The 16,402-nt window shown below is 63.1% G+C and carries 18 protein-coding genes and 1 pseudogene; 14 read left to right on the top strand and 5 right to left on the bottom strand.

Annotation, left to right across the window (positions count from 1 at the left end):
* The coding region (locus A6M56_RS12555; protein WP_286758148.1) for a sensor histidine kinase at nt 1-1,269 on the bottom strand (1,269 nt) is incomplete at its 3' end.
* Nucleotides 1,262-1,969, bottom strand: a complete 708-nt coding sequence (locus tag A6M56_RS12550; protein ID WP_045786041.1) for a response regulator — start codon at nt 1,967-1,969, stop codon at nt 1,262-1,264. The genes A6M56_RS12550 and A6M56_RS12555, both read right to left, overlap by 8 nt.
* Before the next feature lie 257 nt (nt 1,970-2,226).
* On the opposite strand from A6M56_RS12550, the gene recA reads away from it, so the two are divergent.
* The 13 genes from recA (at nt 2,227) to A6M56_RS12485 (ending at nt 13,276) form a co-directional block, all read left to right on the top strand.
* The gene (gene recA / locus A6M56_RS12545; RefSeq protein WP_045786042.1) at nt 2,227-3,285 is read left to right on the top strand and encodes a recombinase RecA; all 1,059 of its coding nucleotides are present in this window, start codon (nt 2,227-2,229) and stop codon (nt 3,283-3,285) included.
* 95 nt (nt 3,286-3,380) lie between these two features.
* Complete coding sequence (gene recX / locus A6M56_RS12540) at nt 3,381-3,860, top strand: recombination regulator RecX (protein ID WP_045786043.1); 480 nt, start codon at nt 3,381-3,383, stop codon at nt 3,858-3,860.
* Between the two features lie 288 nt (nt 3,861-4,148).
* Nucleotides 4,149-4,775 carry a DUF2889 domain-containing protein gene (locus tag A6M56_RS12535; RefSeq protein ID WP_045787786.1) on the top strand — a complete coding sequence of 209 codons (627 nt, stop codon included), beginning with the start codon at nt 4,149-4,151 and terminating at the stop codon, nt 4,773-4,775.
* A gap of 66 nt (nt 4,776-4,841) precedes the next feature.
* Nucleotides 4,842-6,008 carry an ADP-forming succinate--CoA ligase subunit beta gene (gene sucC / locus A6M56_RS12530; RefSeq protein ID WP_102080755.1) on the top strand — a complete coding sequence of 389 codons (1,167 nt, stop codon included), beginning with the start codon at nt 4,842-4,844 and terminating at the stop codon, nt 6,006-6,008.
* A gap of 91 nt (nt 6,009-6,099) precedes the next feature.
* Nucleotides 6,100-6,981, top strand: coding sequence for a succinate--CoA ligase subunit alpha (gene sucD / locus A6M56_RS12525; protein WP_102080756.1), 882 nt, complete (start codon nt 6,100-6,102; stop codon nt 6,979-6,981).
* Between the two features lie 169 nt (nt 6,982-7,150).
* Entirely contained in the window at nt 7,151-7,846 is a 696-nt protein-coding gene (locus tag A6M56_RS12520) for a TerC family protein (protein ID WP_102080757.1), read from the top strand.
* A 183-nt stretch (nt 7,847-8,029) separates the two neighbouring features.
* Nucleotides 8,030-8,554, top strand: coding sequence for a pilin (locus tag A6M56_RS12515; protein ID WP_102080971.1), 525 nt, complete (start codon nt 8,030-8,032; stop codon nt 8,552-8,554).
* Nucleotides 8,555-8,801: 247 nt separating this feature from the next.
* Nucleotides 8,802-9,290: a pilin gene (locus tag A6M56_RS12510; protein WP_102080758.1), complete on the top strand. Its 489-nt coding sequence runs from the start codon at nt 8,802-8,804 to the stop codon at nt 9,288-9,290.
* A 71-nt stretch (nt 9,291-9,361) separates the two neighbouring features.
* Entirely contained in the window at nt 9,362-11,128 is a 1,767-nt protein-coding gene (locus tag A6M56_RS12505; RefSeq protein ID WP_102080759.1) for a PglL family O-oligosaccharyltransferase, read from the top strand.
* A 421-nt stretch (nt 11,129-11,549) separates the two neighbouring features.
* Nucleotides 11,550-11,852 (top strand): hypothetical protein, encoded by a 303-nt coding sequence (locus A6M56_RS12500; RefSeq protein ID WP_102080760.1) that lies wholly within the window; start codon nt 11,550-11,552, stop codon nt 11,850-11,852.
* Nucleotides 11,853-11,878: 26 nt separating this feature from the next.
* Nucleotides 11,879-12,034, top strand: a complete 156-nt coding sequence (locus tag A6M56_RS12495; protein WP_257984090.1) for a hypothetical protein — start codon at nt 11,879-11,881, stop codon at nt 12,032-12,034.
* 124 nt (nt 12,035-12,158) lie between these two features.
* Nucleotides 12,159-12,632, top strand: a complete 474-nt coding sequence (locus A6M56_RS12490; RefSeq protein WP_102080761.1) for an O-antigen ligase family protein — start codon at nt 12,159-12,161, stop codon at nt 12,630-12,632.
* Between the two features lie 134 nt (nt 12,633-12,766).
* Nucleotides 12,767-13,276 carry a pilin gene (locus A6M56_RS12485; RefSeq protein WP_502686914.1) on the top strand — a complete coding sequence of 170 codons (510 nt, stop codon included), beginning with the start codon at nt 12,767-12,769 and terminating at the stop codon, nt 13,274-13,276.
* Between the two features lie 44 nt (nt 13,277-13,320).
* On the opposite strand, the gene moaC is transcribed toward A6M56_RS12485, so the two are convergent.
* Nucleotides 13,321-13,797, bottom strand: a complete 477-nt coding sequence (gene moaC, locus A6M56_RS12480) for a cyclic pyranopterin monophosphate synthase MoaC (protein WP_045786050.1) — start codon at nt 13,795-13,797, stop codon at nt 13,321-13,323.
* A gap of 106 nt (nt 13,798-13,903) precedes the next feature.
* Here moaC and A6M56_RS12475 point away from each other — a divergent pair, with 106 nt between their 5' ends.
* Entirely contained in the window at nt 13,904-15,613 is a 1,710-nt protein-coding gene (locus tag A6M56_RS12475; RefSeq protein ID WP_102080763.1) for a beta-barrel assembly-enhancing protease, read from the top strand.
* 9 nt (nt 15,614-15,622) lie between these two features.
* Here the strand turns inward: A6M56_RS12475 and A6M56_RS12470 are convergent, their stop codons facing one another.
* Nucleotides 15,623-16,204 (bottom strand): DUF2946 family protein, encoded by a 582-nt coding sequence (locus A6M56_RS12470; RefSeq protein WP_102080764.1) that lies wholly within the window; start codon nt 16,202-16,204, stop codon nt 15,623-15,625.
* Nucleotides 16,197-16,402: pseudogene (locus A6M56_RS12465) on the bottom strand (alpha/beta hydrolase); the annotation flags it as partial. The gene A6M56_RS12470 and the pseudogene A6M56_RS12465, both read right to left, overlap by 8 nt.

Genomic DNA, 16,402 nt, shown 5'->3' with positions numbered 1-16,402 from the left:
GGTGACGCGCACCGTCACGCGGCCGCCGTCGGGTGTGTAGCGGATCGCGTTGTCGAGCAGGTTGTTGAGCATCTCGGCGAGCATGGTGGCGTTGCCCGGGGTCATGACCGGCGGCCCGGGCTCCTCGTAGCCGAGGTCGATGCGCTTGGCCCACGCCTTGGGCAGCCAGTCGGCCACCACCTGGCGCGACAGCGCGCAGATGTCGAGCGGCACCAGGCCGTCGGTCGCGCCCATGTTCTCCATGCGCGCCAGCGAAAGCAGCTGCTTGACGAGGTGGGCGGTGCGGTCCGAGCTGTCGGCGATGTACGCGAGCGTGCGGCGCAGCTCGTCGGGCGATTGCTCGCGTTGTGCCAGCTCGGCCTGCATGCGCAGCCCGGCCAGCGGCGTCTTCATCTGGTGGGCGGCATCGGCAATGAAGCGCTTCTGTGTCTGCACCGATTGCTCAAGCCGCCCCAGCAGCTCGTTGAACGAGGCCACCAGCGGCGTGAGTTCCTGCGGCGCGGCGCCTTCGTCGATCGGGCTCGTGTCGCCGGGGTTGCGCGCGCGGATGCGCTCCTGAATCGCGTTGAGCGGCGCCAGCCCGCGCGTGAGCCCGAACCACACCAGCACCACCGCCAGCGGCAGGATCACGAACTGCGGCAGGATCACGCCCTTGATGATCTCGTTGGCCAGCTGCGCGCGCTTGTCGAGTGTCTCGGCCACCTGCACCAGCGCGGGCTTGCCGCCCGGCTTCTGCACATACGTATAGGCGACACGGATGTCCGCTCCGTGCACGCGGTCGTCGCGCAGTTGCACGAGGCCTCCGGCGCTGGCGTCCTCTTCGGGCGGCAGCGGCAGGTCGCGGTCGCCGGAGACGAATTCGCCGTTCGTGCCGAGCACCTGGTAGTAGATGTTGTCGGTCTCGTCGGCCCGCAGGATCTCGCGTGCCGAAATCGGCAACTGCAGCGTGATGCGCCCGTTGACCTCGCGCAATTGCTGGCTGAGCACGATGGCGCTCGATTCCAGGGCGCGGTCGTACGGCGCGTTGGCGATGGACTTGGCCACCAGGTACGTCACCGCAATGCTCATCGGCCAGAGCAGCAGCAGCGGCGCGAGCATCCAGTCCAGAATTTCGCCGAACAGCGATCGGGCGACCGGGCGCGTGGCGTCGTCTTCGAGGTGGGGGAGGGTGTCGGCGAGGTCGCGGTCGTCAGCCTCGGGCCTGGCGCTGGCCTGCGGGGCGCGCGGTGAGCGGTAGCGGCGCCACGGCCAGGCCAGGCGGTCAGCCATGGGCGGCGGCCGTGGTGGTGGGGCTGGCCATGCGCTCGAGGCAATAGCCCAGCCCGCGCACGGTGGCGATGCGCACGCCCTCCACCTCGATCTTCTTGCGCAGCCGGTGGATATACACCTCGATGGCGTTGTTGCTGACTTCCTCGCCCCAGCCGCACAGGTGGTCGACGAGTTGTTCCTTCGACACCAGACGCCCCACGCGCGCGAGCAGGATTTCCAGCAGCCCGATCTCACGCGCCGACAGCTCCACCACCTGGTCATGGATGTAGGCAATGCGCCCGACCTGGTCAAACGCCAGCGGTCCATGCCGCACGAGGGTGGCGCCGCCGCCCGTGCCGCGCCGCACCAGTGCCCGCACGCGCGCTTCCAGTTCGGATAGGGCGAAGGGTTTGGCCATGTAATCGTCGGCGCCCAGGTCCAGGCCCTTGACGCGTTCCTCGACGCTGTCGGCGGCCGTCAGGATCAGCACCGGCAGCATCGCTCCGCGCGAGCGCAGGCGCTTGAGCACCTCCAGCCCCGACAGGCGCGGCAGGCCCACGTCGAGGATCAGCAGATCATAGGTCTGGGCCGTCTGGGCGGACAGCGCCGCATCGGCGGCGGCGCCATCGGCGGCGCGGTCGACGGCATAGCCCGCCTGGCGCAGCGAACGGGTGAGCCCGTCGGCCAGCGTGGCGTCGTCTTCGGCAATCAGGATGCGCATGCGTGTCTCCCCGCGATGCTCGGGCGACGTGTCTGTTCGCCCATGCCGCCCGCCACATGGTTTTTGCGCGACACGAACGTCGGGAGACTTGCCAAAACCACTGGTTTTTTATACAGTATCCCGAATTCGCCGTGCTGTAGTCTTGGCGGCGCTAGAGTCATGAAGTCGGCTGCGTTTTGCGGCCCGCTGTTGCAGACAACCGCTGGAATCACAAGCCTCGCGGCCCATTTATACACCAATTTGCACGAAGGACGACCATGGAAGACGGCAAGAAGGCGGCCACGATGAGCGCAGAAAAGCAGAAGGCGCTGGCTGCCGCGCTCGCGCAGATCGAAAAGCAGTTCGGCAAGGGCTCGATCATGAAGATGGGCGATGCCGAAGTGGAGCCGGTCCAGGTGGTGTCCACCGGGTCGCTGGGGCTGGACGTCGCACTGGGCGTCGGCGGCCTGCCGCGCGGCCGCGTGATCGAAATCTACGGCCCGGAATCGTCCGGCAAGACCACGCTGACCCTGCAGGTGGTGGCCGAGATGCAGAAGCTCGGCGGCACCTGCGCGTTCATCGACGCCGAACATGCGCTTGACGTGACTTACGCCGACAAGATCGGCGTGAGCGTGCCGGACCTGCTGATCTCCCAGCCGGACACGGGCGAACAGGCCCTGGAAATCGCCGACGCGCTGGTGCGCTCGGGCTCGGTCGACCTGATCATCATCGACTCGGTGGCTGCCCTGGTGCCGAAGGCGGAAATCGAAGGCGAAATGGGCGACGCGCTGCCCGGCCTGCAGGCCCGCCTGATGAGCCAGGCGCTGCGCAAGCTGACCGGCACCATCAAGCGCACCAACTGCATGGTGATCTTCATCAACCAGATCCGCATGAAGATCGGCGTGATGTTCGGCTCGCCTGAAACCACCACGGGCGGTAACGCGCTCAAGTTCTACGCCTCCGTGCGCCTGGATATCCGCCGCATCGGCTCGATCAAGAAGGGCGACGAGGTGGTCGGCAACGAGACCAAGGTCAAGGTCGTCAAGAACAAGGTGGCGCCGCCGTTCCGCGAGGCGATCTTCGACATCCTCTACGGGCAGGGCGTGTCGCGCGAGGGCGAAATCATCGACCTGGGCGTGGAAGCCAAGGTGGTGGAGAAGTCTGGCGCCTGGTACAGCTACAACGGCGAGCGCATCGGCCAGGGCCGCGACAACTGCCGCGAATACCTGCGCGAGAACCCGGATCTGGCCCGCGAGATCGAAAACAAGGTTCGTGAGCATCTGGGCGTGACGCCGATGGGCGCCGTCGCGGTGGCCGAGGAAGTCGAGGAAGAGTAATTGGGTTGGCCGTCGGCGCAGATCGGCGGTCCTATCGAGATTTGACACGCCTGCCGTCCCCCAACGGTGGGCGTTTTTCTTTGGGCGTGAAACCGATGCCGTTGCCGCGTCAACCCCTGTCGCTGAAGGCGCGTGCGCTGGGCTACCTCTCCCGGCGGGAGCACAGCCGGGCCGAACTGCGCCGCAAGCTGGCGCCCCATGCGGAAACCGCCGAAGAAGTGGATGCGCTGCTGGATTGGCTGGAAGGCGAAAACTGGCTGTCCAACACACGCTTCGCCGAGAGCCTGGTGCACCGCCGCGCTGGCCGTTATGGAACAGCCCGGCTGATGCAGGAACTGAAAACACACCAACTCGGCGATGAGACGCTCGGTGAAGTGAAAGCGCAACTGCAGAGTACCGAGGCCGAACGGGCCAGGGCGCTGTGGGAGAAGCGCTTCGGCCGGCCGCCTGGCGATCCGGCCGAACGGGCAAAACAGGTGCGCTACATGGTGGCGCGCGGGTTTTCACGGTCGGTGGTGTCACGCATCATCGCCGGCGCAGACGAATTGCTCGACGACGGTGACGATTCGTCCTGAACGTCGCTGATCGTGCAACAATCCGGCCGGACAATCTGGCCGCGCCATCAAGCAGGGGGGGCGTCCGCGGCGGGTTGTTGCAACGCTTCTGGCATTGCATTGCAGCACGCGGCCCAGTCCCGTCGTGACGACGTGTTAAAATCCCGGGCTTCGATACCGCCCTCTACTCCGGTGGCAGGGCGGGTTGTGTTCGTGTATGGCGGCTGATGCGCTGCCGTCCACGTCCCGTGGGTGATGCGCGAGATCCGCGCGCGCCTGCTCCGTCGGTCCTATCGGTCTGTCTGGTCCATGCCTCTGTCTGCCCCCGTCCCGCGCGCCATGCGCCACCGCCGTGCCATCACGGTGGAGGCCTATTTGCGGGAAGACGGCCTGTGGGACATCGAGGCACGCCTGACCGACACCAAACCGCGCGACATCCCGCTGGCCAGCGGAGGCGTCCGTCCTCAAGGCGAGCCTTTGCACGACCTGTGGCTGCGCGTGACCATCGATACCCGCATGAACGTGGTGGATGCCGAAGCGTGCTCCGACTGGGTGCCGTATCCCACACACTGCGACACGATCGGCCCGGCCTATCGCAAGCTCATCGGCCTGAACCTGATGAAGGGTTTCCGAAAGGCCGCGCGTGAGAGACTGGGTGGCGTGGCGGGCTGTACGCATCTGACCGAGCTGTGCGGCGTGCTGCCGACTGCCGCCATCCAGGCGTTTGCGGGCGATGTCTTTCCGGTGCGCGACAATTCCAACGACCATCGGCCCATCGAGCCCGGTGAAACGCCGCCATACCAACTTCACGGCTGCCATGCCCTGCATTTCGAGGGCGAGGTGGTCCGCAAGCATTATCCGCGCTGGTTCGCCTACCAGCCCGAAGCCAAGATCCTACCGCCAGTCACCGAGCCGTCGTCGGAGCCGTCGTCCTGACAAAGCCCGCACCGCTCGCGTTTTCAACATTCATCACACTCATCCAGCCTAGCAAAGGAAACACGCATGAATATCCATGAGTACCAAGGCAAGGAAATCCTGCGCAAATACAATGTGCCGGTTCCGCGCGGCATTCCGGCCTTCTCGGTGGCCGAGGCTCTGAAGGCCGCTGAAGATCTGGGCGGCCCGGTGTGGGTCGTGAAGGCGCAGATTCATGCGGGCGGCCGTGGCAAGGGCGGCGGCGTGAAGGTTGCCAAGAGCATCGAGCAAGTCAAGGAATACGCCACCAACATCCTCGGCATGCAGCTGGTGACGCACCAGACCGGCCCGGAAGGCAAGAAGGTCAACCGCCTGCTGATCGAAGAGGGCGCTGACATCAAGAAGGAACTGTACGTGTCGCTGGTGGTGGACCGTGTGTCGCAGAAGGTCGCCCTGATGGCCTCGAGCGAAGGCGGCATGGACATCGAAGAGGTCGCTGCACACACGCCGGAGAAGATCCACACGCTGATCATCGACCCGCAAGCCGGCCTGCAGGACGCCGATGCGGACGACATTGCCAAGAAGATCGGCATTCCTGACGCCTCGATCCCGCAAGCGCGCCAAGCGCTGCAGGGCCTGTACAAGGCATTCTGGGAAACCGACGCGTCGCTGGCGGAAATCAACCCGCTGATCCTGACCGGCGAAGGCAAGGTCATCGCGCTGGACGCCAAGTTCAACTTCGACTCGAACGCGCTGTTCCGCCACCCGGAAATCGTGGCTTACCGCGACCTGGATGAAGAAGACGCCAACGAAATCGAGGCCTCGAAGTTTGACCTGGCCTACATCTCGCTGGACGGCAACATCGGCTGCCTCGTGAACGGTGCCGGCCTGGCCATGGCCACGATGGACACCATCAAGCTGTTCGGCGGCGAGCCGGCCAACTTCCTCGACGTGGGCGGCGGTGCCACCACCGAGAAGGTGACCGAAGCCTTCAAGCTGATGCTGAAGAACCCGGGCCTGAAGGCCATCCTGGTGAACATCTTCGGCGGCATCATGCGCTGCGACGTGATCGCCGAAGGCGTGATCGCTGCGTCGAAGGCTGTGTCGCTGTCGGTGCCGCTGGTCGTGCGCATGAAGGGCACCAACGAAGACCTCGGCAAGAAGATGCTGGCCGACTCGGGTCTGCCCATCATCGCCGCTGACACGATGGAAGAGGCCGCCCAGAAGGTCGTGGCCGCAGCCGCCGGCAAGTAAGCCGCCCGCTGAACGAACCCTACGCGAACGTGAGCGGCGCCCAAGTACGAAAAGTACGACAGCGCGGCTCGCTGCATAAAAGGATTACAGCATGTCGATTCTGATCAACAAAGACACCAAGGTCATCACCCAGGGGATCACCGGCAAGACCGGCCAGTTCCACACGCGCGGCTGCCGCGACTACGCCAACGGCAAGAACTGCTTTGTCGCCGGCGTGAACCCGAAGAAGGCCGGCGAAGACTTCGAAGGCATTCCCATCTACGCAACCGTCAAGGACGCCAAGGCGCAGACCGGCGCGACCGTGTCGGTGATCTACGTGCCGCCCGCAGGCGCCGCTGATGCCATCTGGGAAGCCGTTGAAGCCGAGTTGGACCTCGTGGTCTGCATCACGGAAGGCATCCCCGTGCGCGACATGATGATGGTCAAGGACAAGATGCGTAAGGCTGGCAGCAAGACGCTGCTGCTGGGCCCGAACTGCCCTGGCCTGATCACGCCGGACGAAATCAAGATCGGCATCATGCCGGGTCACATCCACCGCAAGGGCCGCATCGGTGTGGTGTCGCGCTCGGGCACGCTGACGTACGAAGCCGTCGGCCAGCTGACCGCGCTGGGCCTGGGCCAATCGTCGGCAGTCGGTATCGGCGGCGACCCGATCAACGGCCTGAAGCACATCGACGTGATGAAGATGTTCAACGACGATCCGGAAACGGACGCCGTGGTCATGATCGGTGAGATCGGTGGTCCGGACGAAGCCAACGCGGCTTACTGGATCAAGGAAAACATGAAGAAGCCGGTGGTGGGCTTCATCGCTGGCGTGACCGCGCCTCCGGGCAAGCGCATGGGCCACGCCGGCGCGCTGATCTCGGGCGGCGCCGACACCGCGCAAGCCAAGCTGGACATCATGGAAGAGTGCGGCATCAAGACCACCAAGAACCCGTCCGAAATGGGCCGACTGCTGAAGTCGCTGCTGTAATCGGCAAGGTTTGCGGTAACACGGAGACGGGAGGCCTGGCCTCCCGTTTTTGTTTGTGCGCCGCACCGTCATCGCGCCGTGCGTAGCGGGCACGACATGTGTATAAGCTCAACTGCAGCGGGCTCAAGGCAGGTCCCCGTCCATCAACAAAGCACAATCCGGGAACACTATGGCGCTCACCTCCAGCGCATTCTGGTTCGCCCTCGGCTCCATCATCCTGACCAACATCGTGCTGTCGGGCGACAACGCGGTCGTCATCGCGCTCGCCGCGCGCAATTTGCCCAAGCGCCAGCAGAAGCAGGCCATTTTCTGGGGAAGCGCCGGCGCCATCGTGCTGCGCATCGTATTGACGGTGCTGGCCGTGAAGCTGCTTGCGCTGCCGTACCTGAAAACGATTGGCGCCGTGTTGCTGGTCTACATCGGCGTAAAGCTGCTGACCGAGGCGGAGCAGGAAGCCGCTGACCGGCACCCGCGCGACGGCCTGTGGCCCGCCATCCAGACCATCCTGATCGCCGACTTTGTTATGTCGCTCGACAATGTCGTCGCCGTGGCCGCCGCGGCGGAGAAGGGTCCGCCGGGGACGACGTTCCTGCTGCTGGTGCTGGGGCTTGGCCTGTCGATTCCGCTCATTGTCTTTGGCAGCACGCTGCTGGTGGGCGTGATGGCGCGGTTTCCGGTCATCGTCACGCTGGGGGCGGCGCTGCTGGGGTACCTGGCCGGCGACATGCTCGTGATCGATCCGGTGGATGCGGCATGGTTTGAGAGTGCCGTGCCGCATGCGGATGTGGTGGTCGGTTGTGCTGGGGCGTTGGTGGTGGTGCTGGTGGGGTGGTGGTTGAGTCGGCGGGCGTTACGGCAGGCCTAGTCTGAACAACTCCCCACGAAAGTAGGTGATGACGGGATTTGTCGCAACTCTTGCCAACAACCGTCAGATTTGGCCCGAGTTCACAACAAGGCGCGCCAGTTCTTTCCTTCCAAGTATGGTGTACGCGTTGGCATAGTGTGTGCACAGGGGTGTTCGGATAACAAAATGCCTTTGGGAGAGGTCATGGGCTTCAAGCACTGCAAGGGAACAAGGCGCCGGTCTGACGACGGCTTTACCTTGATCGAATTGATGATTGTCGTGGCGATCGTGGGGATTCTCGCGGCGATTGCGATCCCGGCGTATCAGGACTATACGATTCGGTCGCGGGTGACTGAAGGATTGATTGTCGCGGTTCAAGCCAAGGCTTTGGTGGTTGAGAACGCCGCCAACTCACAGAGCGATCTATCGCTGGGATGGGCCTCGCTGCCTATTGGCAAGAACGTCTCCGGCATGCAAGTGAATAGCGGGAACGGCGAGATCACGATCCAGTTCTCATCAGCGGTGGCCCAAGCGGGGTCGAATCAGTTGATCCTTACGCCGTATTCGGGCGCGGCTTCGTCCACGTACGTCAACCTGAGCGCCAGCGCACCACCTCCGATGCTGGTGATGTGGGCGTGTTCGGCGAAGGGCAAGCAGATGCCGCTCAACGTCACCCGGACTGCCACGCCAACGCTCGAGGCTCGATACGCGCCTGCCGAATGCCGCTAGCGCGTTAGGGGCTCAGTGGAAGGCGCCTGCGGGCGCCTTGTCTTTTTGGCTGACACCGCAGATGTGGTGTGACGCCCATAAAAATTGACGATCCCCGTCATGATGTGTCAAAAAATGTCACGCCACGCGCCGGCAATCGCCGGAATAGCGTCAGTTTTCCAGTCGAAATTCGTGGATTCGGCTTGGCACAGTCCCTGCTCTAATAGGCCCGCATCATCCTTAACCAAATTTTTCCGGGGGAAAATTCATGAAGTCGATGCGTCGTCTGAACAAGCGTGTCCAGAAGGGTTTCACGCTGATCGAACTGATGATCGTGGTCGCGATCGTCGGTATTCTGGCTGCTATCGCCATTCCGGCTTATCAGGACTACACGATCCGTGCGCGTGTGACGGAGGGCCTGTCGTTGGCTGCACAAGCTAAGGCTTTGGTGGCTGAAAACGCAGCAAACGGACAAGCTGACCTGTCGGCGGGCTCGTCCGCGTTCGTTGCGACCAAGAGCGTTTCCAAGCTGGATATTGCTTCGAATACTGGTGTGATTACCTTGACCTTTACGTCCGCGGTTAGCAATGGGGCGACTCTTAACCTGATCCCTTCGTCGAGTGGGGCGGCTCTTTCGCCCAGCTCCACGCCCGGTGCGGCCATCCAATGGCAGTGCGCTGCTGCTGGTCGGACCGGCCTTATTACTGGATCCCCGGGTACGCTGCCAGCAAAGTACGCTCCGGCTGAGTGCCGCTAAGTTAAACTAGTGCACGTTGTGAGGGCGCCTTCGGGCGCTCTTTTTATTTCACTGCACCGTACTTTATCCTAATGCTCCGCTCGCGTATCGCCTTGCCCTTGTTTTGGGTCGCTCTCCTAGCGTGTTGGGTTGTGCCGTTTCTGGTGGCACCCCATACCTATCCTATTCCTACCTTTTATGGGGAGTTTGCAACGGCCATCTGCTGGGTTGGTTTGTCGGCCACTGTACTTTGCCTGACAGTGCGAAGCGGGATGGTGCTCCCCAGGATCGTAATAGCGCCTATGGCGCTTGTTGGCGTTTTGCTCGCGCAGTTGATTCTTGCAACACCGCTTAATCCGTTCTTCTCCTTTGCTGCAGCCGTGTTCTTGCTCGGTGCGATTGCGGCCTGCAGCCTCGGAGCGCGTTCGCGAGAGATGCCCGGTACAGTGCAGGCGGTTGCCATTGCGGTCATCATTGGAGGCGTGGCGACCGCCGGAATCGAGTTCTTGCAACTCTTCCGGGTGAGCGGTTTGCCTGACACGTTCTTTTCGGGAGCCCCAACTGGTGCTGGGCGGCGAATGTGGGGCAACCTGAATCAGCCGAATCATGTCGCCACGTACCTTGCATGTGGTTTGGCGGCGTGTCTTTTTCTTTTTCAGAGCAACCGATCGGTTCGCCGCCTTCCATTGCTGCTGGCTATCTCCATTTTGCTGATGGGGATGGCACTGACGTTTTCCCGTATCACATGGCTCCACATCGTGGTGATCGCGGGGGGGGCAGGCTTAGCAATGGGCGGCAGCCTGCGAGGCCCTCGCCGGTGGGTGGTGGTAAGTGTTCCTCTCGTCTCGCTCGCAGCGACCTATCAACTGTGCAATTGGCTCGTTGCCTATGCGAACACACTGTGGCATCTCGGTTTGCCGACATCGATGGGTGAACGGATGCAGCAAGGCGTAGGGCTGCGGGAGTTCCTGTGGAACCACGCATGGCACATTTTTTTGGCCCATCCCTGGCTTGGAGGAGGTTGGGGCGACTACGCTTGGAACCAGTTTGTGCAAACCGACGTGCTAGGTCACGTTGAGATGTCCATGAACGCGCACAATATCGTTCTGGATCTCTTGGCAAAGGTTGGCGCGGTCGGATTGGTTGCTGTGGCATTACCATTTCTTGGACTGATGGTAGCGCTTCGCAAGCGCCGTGTAACACCGACACTGGGCTTTTTGTATTCCATCGCCCTAGTGATGGTGATGCATTCAATGCTTGAATACCCGTTGCACTATCTTTACTTCTTGCTGCCGTTTTCGTTTGTACTAGGCTACGTGGATGAGCGTAACCTGCCATTCCCGTCTAACGGCATGTCATGGGTATTGGTGGCGCTCATTACAGTTGGCGGATTGCTTCTCGCCAGCCGTATCTGGGTCGATTATAAGTCGGTCGAGCGTTTGTATTACGCCCAGAGTTCGCCCAATGGTGCGGAAGCCGAATTGCAGCGATATCAAGCCAGTGGACAACTATTGCTCGTTCCCTACGCCAGCTTAGCAATCGCAAACACAGCGGCTATGACGCGGGAGGCCGCACCCATCATGGCCGCACTGGAGCATCAGGCAGTACAAATGTACCCTGGTTCCGGCACGGTGCAGCGTTGGGCCGTTGCATTAGCTTTTCAGGGTAAGACCGATGAAGCGGTTCATCAAGTACGACGGTTGCGCAACCAGTATTGGATGAACTATGCAGAACAATCCACGCTGTTGACGACAGTTTGCGCTCGGAAAATCGATGGTCTTGGGATTTTCTGCACTCGCTTGAGGGAGGAAGATCTTTTGGTTGAGGTGCCCGTTCCAGTTGATCGCTCATCTCAATGAGATTTTCTTGGAGGGATGTGGGGATTTAGTTGTGCAGGAAAAGCAAAATGCCGTTCCGGCTTAACTGAACGGCATTACGCCGGCTATCGCTGGCGTTTTCCATCCCGTTGCGCTCGCCGCGCAGGTAGGTGGGTTCTCCCGTATGTCAACCTCCGCGTTGGTACGCAGAACGGCCCTACGCTAAACTAGCCGCCCAGCACGAGCGCCTTCGGGCGCTCTTTTCATTGCAAGCGTTTCGTGGCCGTAAGCGTCCGATGCGCCGATTCTCCGTTTTGTTGTTGCTGGCATGGCTTGCCTTGGGCGCTGGCTGGGCGATCCCGTTCCTCGTCGCGCCGCACACCTATCCGGTTCCGACGCTCTATTCCGAGTTTGCCGCCGCCGTGTGCTGGATCCTTTTTGCCGCGGTGGCGCTGGGCCTCACATGGGACCAGCCAACCGGCTTGCCGAGAACCGCATTGGCGCCGCTCGGGTTGGCCGTGGCGTTGCTCGCGCAACTGGTGATTGCGCCGCCGTTGATCCGTTCTTCTCCTACGGGGCCATCTTGGGGCTGCTGGCGGCAGCCGTCGTCTGCGGCCTGGGGACGAGATGTCGCGCGTTGCCCGGGGCGGAGACGGCTACTGCGGTCGCCGTGATCGTGTGGGGTCTGCTGACGGTCGCCATCGAACTGCAGCAGTTGTTTCGCGTTCCGAACCTGCCGGCGGACTTCTTCTCGATCACCCGCTAGGTGAGGGCCGGAGCATGTGGGGCGACTTGAACGAGCCCAATCACATTGGCACGTACCCGGCGTTCGGGCTGGCGGCGTGTCTGTATTTGGCGCATCAGTACCGGCGTTGGCTTGTGTCGCTCTTGATTGCCATGTTGATGCTGCTGCTGGGGATGACGCTGACGTTCTCTCGCGTGACGTGATTCACCTTGCAGTCGTAGGCGGATTGGCCGGCTTGGTGCTGGCGGCGGAAATGTAGCAGCACTCGCGCGCCACGAAGCTGTTTGCGCTGGTAGGGCCGGTCCGGGGCTTGTGTTGGCGTACCAGATGTGGAACTGGGCCATTGCGCTGGCCAACGCCGCGTGGGCATTGGATCTAACAAGTTCCATGGGGGAGCGGTTCCACCAAGGCGTTGGCTTGCGCTCGTTCTTGTGGAAACACGCGTGGCATATGTTTTGCGCCCATCCGTGGCTCGGCGGCGGTTGGGGCGATTATGCGTGGAACCAGTTCGTGCAAACCGATACGCTCGGGCACGTCGAGATGTCGATGATCGCCCACAACATCGTACTCGATCTGCTCGCGAAGATCGGCGCGGTGGGCCTGCTGGCGGTGTTGGTTCCGTTCGCGGGGTGGGCTTTCGATTTGCGGAAACGGTTGCGCCGCCCCGAAGTGGCGTTCGGGAGCGCCATCGTTGCCGCGCAGACCTCTACGCTGAGGCAAGCCTGCCAGCGAGACGCTAACGAATTGAAGGAATTCTGCTCGCGCCTGAGCCTGGAAGGCCTTCTTGTAAACCCAGACTGAAAAAGCAATGCGTTACCGCGGCGCTTTTTTCATCCGAATAAGAATTGGCTTAGCATCGGTAAAAATTCGTTGTGAGTGAAATAGACCAGCGCGGCTTCCATTAATCTCGACTCGCTTCATCTCCTCCGTGCGAGATGAAACTCACTGATGATGGAGTATCGATGCGAGTCAAATATCAAAACGTTTCTATGCACCAGCGGGGCTTTACGCTGATTGAGCTCATGATTGTGGTGGCGATTATCGGCATTCTGGCCGCTATTGCGGTCCCGCAGTATCAAGACTACGTGACGCGTTCCAGGTGGGCGGACGTGTATACGCAAATTCAACCATTGAAGCTTGCAATTGCCGAATGTGCCCAGAAGAATAGCGGGACGATTGCGGGAACATGCGATACCGAGGACCTCCTAAAGGAGCACACGGGGTACACAGGGCTTCCGAAGCCCCCGAATGTGACGCTAAGTCTGGGTGCCTCGGGCGTCATCACCATGAGCGGATCAGCCGTTGTGGGAAGCTGCACGGTCACGGCCACGCCTGACAGTACGACGAGTCCGAACGTAATAACGTGGGTCCTTGCTGGCACAGGCACCAAGCCGTGCAGCCAATCGAAGACTGGGGTACCGGCTAGGGAAAATACCGAAACCTAACGCGACAAAAAAGAGCGCTCACCCGGCGCTTCTTTTTTTGTGTGTCAGTTCGCCACCCAATCCCCCGACTTCCCCCCATGCTTTTCCAATAGCCGCACATCCCCAATCACCATCCCCCGATCCACGGCCTTGCACATGTCGTAAATCGTGAGCAAGCCGACCTGCACGGCGGTCAGCGCCTCCATCTCCACCCCGGTCTGCCCACGCGTCTCCGCGCGCACGGTGCAGCGGACGCTGTGCGCGGCCTCATCGAGCTCGAACTCGACGGCAACCTTCGTCAGTGCCAACGGATGGCACAGCGGGATCAAGTCCGACGTCCGCTTGGAGCCCTGAATGGCCGCAACGCGCGCAATGCCGAGCACGTCGCCTTTCTTGGCGGTGCCGTCGCGGACGAGGGCGAACGTTTCGGGCAGCATGCGGATCGTGCCGGTGGCGACGGCCACGCGATGCGTGACGGCCTTGTCGCCGACGTCGACCATGTGGGCTTGTCCGGCGGAATCGAAGTGGGTGAGTTGCGACATGGTGGAAACCGCCGATTTGCGGGGCAGAATGCGAAGCGTTTTATGATAGCAAGCACCCAGCCGCTGGCGACTTCGCCACGCGGATTCCGCGCACTGTGCTTTCCGTATGACGCCTTTTCTGTCCCGTCCGCGAGCGCGCAAGCTCACGGCTGCCGTGTTGTTGTCGATCTGGCTGGCCCCGTTGCCGTTGCCGCTGCAGGCCCTGGCGCAAGGGGCCGCGCCAGCGCCTGCCACAACGGCCAATCCGGGCCTGGGCTCAGCGGCGGCCGCTGACCAGGTCCAGAGCAATTTGAACCGCAGTGTGCAGATCGGCCGGCAGTCGCCGTATCTGCCGAAAGAGCCCGCCGTCGTCGATGCGCCGACGTACGAGCTCCCTGACATGGGCGATCCGTCCACCGCGTCGTTGTCGCCCGAGATGGAGCGCCGCCTGGGCGACCGCGTCATGCGCCAGATCCGGCGCGATCCGGACTACGTGCCCGATCCGCTCATCACCGATTACCTCAACGCCATCGGCTACAAGCTGATCGACGCCGCGCGCCGCCAGCACGTGGCGGGCAGCACGTCGGCGTCGAGCTTCGAGTTATTTGCCGTGCGCGACCCAGGCATCAACGCGTTTGCGTTGCCTGGCGGTTTCATCGGCGTGAACACCGGCACGCTGGTGGCCACGGAGAGCGAATCCGAACTGGCTTCCGTGCTCGGCCACGAGATCGGCCACGTCCTGCAGCGGCACATTGCGCGCGGCATCGACAAGTCGGGCGAGTCGATGTGGATCGCGCTGGCGTCGATCCTGCTGGCCGGGTTGGCCGCGACCAAGAGCGGCGATGCGGCGCAGGCCGTGGCGATGGGCGGGCAGGCTGCCGCGGTCTCGAATCAGCTGGCATTCTCGCGCGGCGCCGAGCGCGAGGCCGACCGCGTCGGCTTTACGCTGCTGACCGGCGCGGGCTACAACCCAGAGGGCATGCCCGATTTCTTCCGCCGGCTGCAGCGCGTGACGAACATCGCAGATACCGGCGTGATCCCCGGCTATGCGCGCACCCACCCGCTGACCGGCGAGCGCATCGCCGATATGGAAGACCGCGCGCGCGGCCTGCCGCACCCGCGCCAGCCGCGCCGGCCGGAGTTCGGGTTCACCAGGGCACGCGCGCGCGTGCTGCAAGAAACGTCCACCAGCGGCTATATCGACGTGAGCAACGCGATGCGCTCGCAGTTGTCATCGGCGCCCGATGCCCCGGTGGAGAAGCGCGCGGCGCTGTGGTACGGCATTGCGGTCGCCAACCAGATGGCGGGTCGGCTGGACGCCGCTGAACAGGCGCTGCAGGAGGCGCGCCGCCTGTACGGCAACATCCCGGGCATCACGTCGGGCAGCGTCGAGCTCGATGTCACGGCCATCGAGCTCGCGCGCGCCCGCAACCGCATGCCGGAAGCGCTGACGCTCGCGCGTGCCGCACTGGCTGCATATCCGCTCTCACGCGCGGTGGGCATCACCTATGCGCAGACGTTGCTGGCCGCCGGCCGCGCCGACGACGCCATCCCTTATCTCAAGGACAAGACGCGCGAAGAGACCGCGCAGTCCATCTGGTGGGATCTGCTCGCCCGCGCCTATGCCGACAAGGGCAAGCGCGTCGAGCAACACCGGGCGCTGGCCGAGAAATACGCGCGCGACGGTGCCTGGGGCGCTGCGGTCGAGCAGCTGAAGCTGGCGCGCGACGCGGGCGATGCCGATTTCTACACGCTCTCCGAGGTCGACGCGCGCCTGCACCAGATGGAGCGGCAATACAAGGAAGAGAAGGTCGAAGACAAGGCGCTGCCCAAGTAGGGCGCCACGCTAGCCGGCCGGATGCTGGACGAACCCATAGCGCCGCGCGACGTCGGCGCTGTGGATCGGCTCGATGTCGAACGTGGCGTGGTTGATGGCAAGCGTGCCGAGCGCGGCGCCGCAGGCGTCGCCATGCCATTGCGCGAGCGACGAAAACGGCTCCAGGTCGTGGTCGTGCAGCAGGGCGATGGCGTCTTCTGCGTCGTGCCCGGCCACACGGCCGGACAGCAGCACGTTGCCACCCTCGTCGGCAAAGCAGCCCGTTGGCGTGAAGGCGGCGGCAGTGGTGGTCGTGAAGGTCGGCACGGCGCCGTCGGCGGACAGCCGCACGATCCACGGCGTGTAGTCGAGCTCCACAAATACGCGCTGCGGCCCGTTCTGGAAGAACCAGCGCCCGGCCTCGTCGTGTGTGTAGTTGCGTACGATGAAGTCGATGAGCGGCGCGTGGCGGATCGGGTCGCCCGACAGCTTGTTGGCCTGCGCGAACTCGTTGCGCATGCGCCATTGGCCGCGCCGGTCCAGCGCCAGCCAGCCGAAGCAGTCCGGCACGTTGGGCCATTTGGCCATGGCTTGGCGGACGATCTCATCCATGGGCTTCTCCCGCATGGGGCTGCCGGCCCAGCACGTCATCGAAGAAACGCAGCAGCCGTGCAGGCATCCAGTCGATGCGGCCGGCGTGGCCTCCGCGGCCGTCGCGCAGCAGGAAGCCGACATGGCCGCCGTGCAGTGGCTGGTCCAGCACGATGTCCGGCGACACGTCCGCCGGGCCGGGCAGGTGGCGACCGGGCA

The organism is Ralstonia sp. RL, from assembly GCF_001683835.1.
GTDB classification, from domain to species: Bacteria; Pseudomonadota; Gammaproteobacteria; order Burkholderiales; family Burkholderiaceae; genus Ralstonia; species Ralstonia mannitolilytica.
This window is presented reverse-complemented; position numbering and strand designations above follow the sequence as displayed.

What these genes read in the sequence shown, in the direction of transcription:
- A6M56_RS12550 (WP_045786041.1), bottom strand. Translation starts at nt 1,969, where the DNA reads ATGCGCATCCTGATTGCCGAAGACGACGCCACGCTGGCCGACGGGCTC.
- recA (WP_045786042.1), top strand. Translation starts at nt 2,227, where the DNA reads ATGGAAGACGGCAAGAAGGCGGCCACGATGAGCGCAGAAAAGCAGAAG.
- recX (WP_045786043.1), top strand. Translation starts at nt 3,381, where the DNA reads ATGCCGTTGCCGCGTCAACCCCTGTCGCTGAAGGCGCGTGCGCTGGGC.
- A6M56_RS12535 (WP_045787786.1), top strand. Translation starts at nt 4,149, where the DNA reads ATGCCTCTGTCTGCCCCCGTCCCGCGCGCCATGCGCCACCGCCGTGCC.
- sucC (WP_102080755.1), top strand. Translation starts at nt 4,842, where the DNA reads ATGAATATCCATGAGTACCAAGGCAAGGAAATCCTGCGCAAATACAAT.
- sucD (WP_102080756.1), top strand. Translation starts at nt 6,100, where the DNA reads ATGTCGATTCTGATCAACAAAGACACCAAGGTCATCACCCAGGGGATC.
- A6M56_RS12520 (WP_102080757.1), top strand. Translation starts at nt 7,151, where the DNA reads ATGGCGCTCACCTCCAGCGCATTCTGGTTCGCCCTCGGCTCCATCATC.
- A6M56_RS12515 (WP_102080971.1), top strand. Translation starts at nt 8,030, where the DNA reads ATGGGCTTCAAGCACTGCAAGGGAACAAGGCGCCGGTCTGACGACGGC.
- A6M56_RS12510 (WP_102080758.1), top strand. Translation starts at nt 8,802, where the DNA reads ATGAAGTCGATGCGTCGTCTGAACAAGCGTGTCCAGAAGGGTTTCACG.
- A6M56_RS12505 (WP_102080759.1), top strand. Translation starts at nt 9,362, where the DNA reads ATGCTCCGCTCGCGTATCGCCTTGCCCTTGTTTTGGGTCGCTCTCCTA.
- A6M56_RS12500 (WP_102080760.1), top strand. Translation starts at nt 11,550, where the DNA reads ATGGGACCAGCCAACCGGCTTGCCGAGAACCGCATTGGCGCCGCTCGG.
- A6M56_RS12490 (WP_102080761.1), top strand. Translation starts at nt 12,159, where the DNA reads ATGTGGAACTGGGCCATTGCGCTGGCCAACGCCGCGTGGGCATTGGAT.
- A6M56_RS12485 (WP_502686914.1), top strand. Translation starts at nt 12,767, where the DNA reads ATGAAACTCACTGATGATGGAGTATCGATGCGAGTCAAATATCAAAAC.
- moaC (WP_045786050.1), bottom strand. Translation starts at nt 13,797, where the DNA reads ATGTCGCAACTCACCCACTTCGATTCCGCCGGACAAGCCCACATGGTC.
- A6M56_RS12475 (WP_102080763.1), top strand. Translation starts at nt 13,904, where the DNA reads ATGACGCCTTTTCTGTCCCGTCCGCGAGCGCGCAAGCTCACGGCTGCC.
- A6M56_RS12470 (WP_102080764.1), bottom strand. Translation starts at nt 16,204, where the DNA reads ATGGATGAGATCGTCCGCCAAGCCATGGCCAAATGGCCCAACGTGCCG.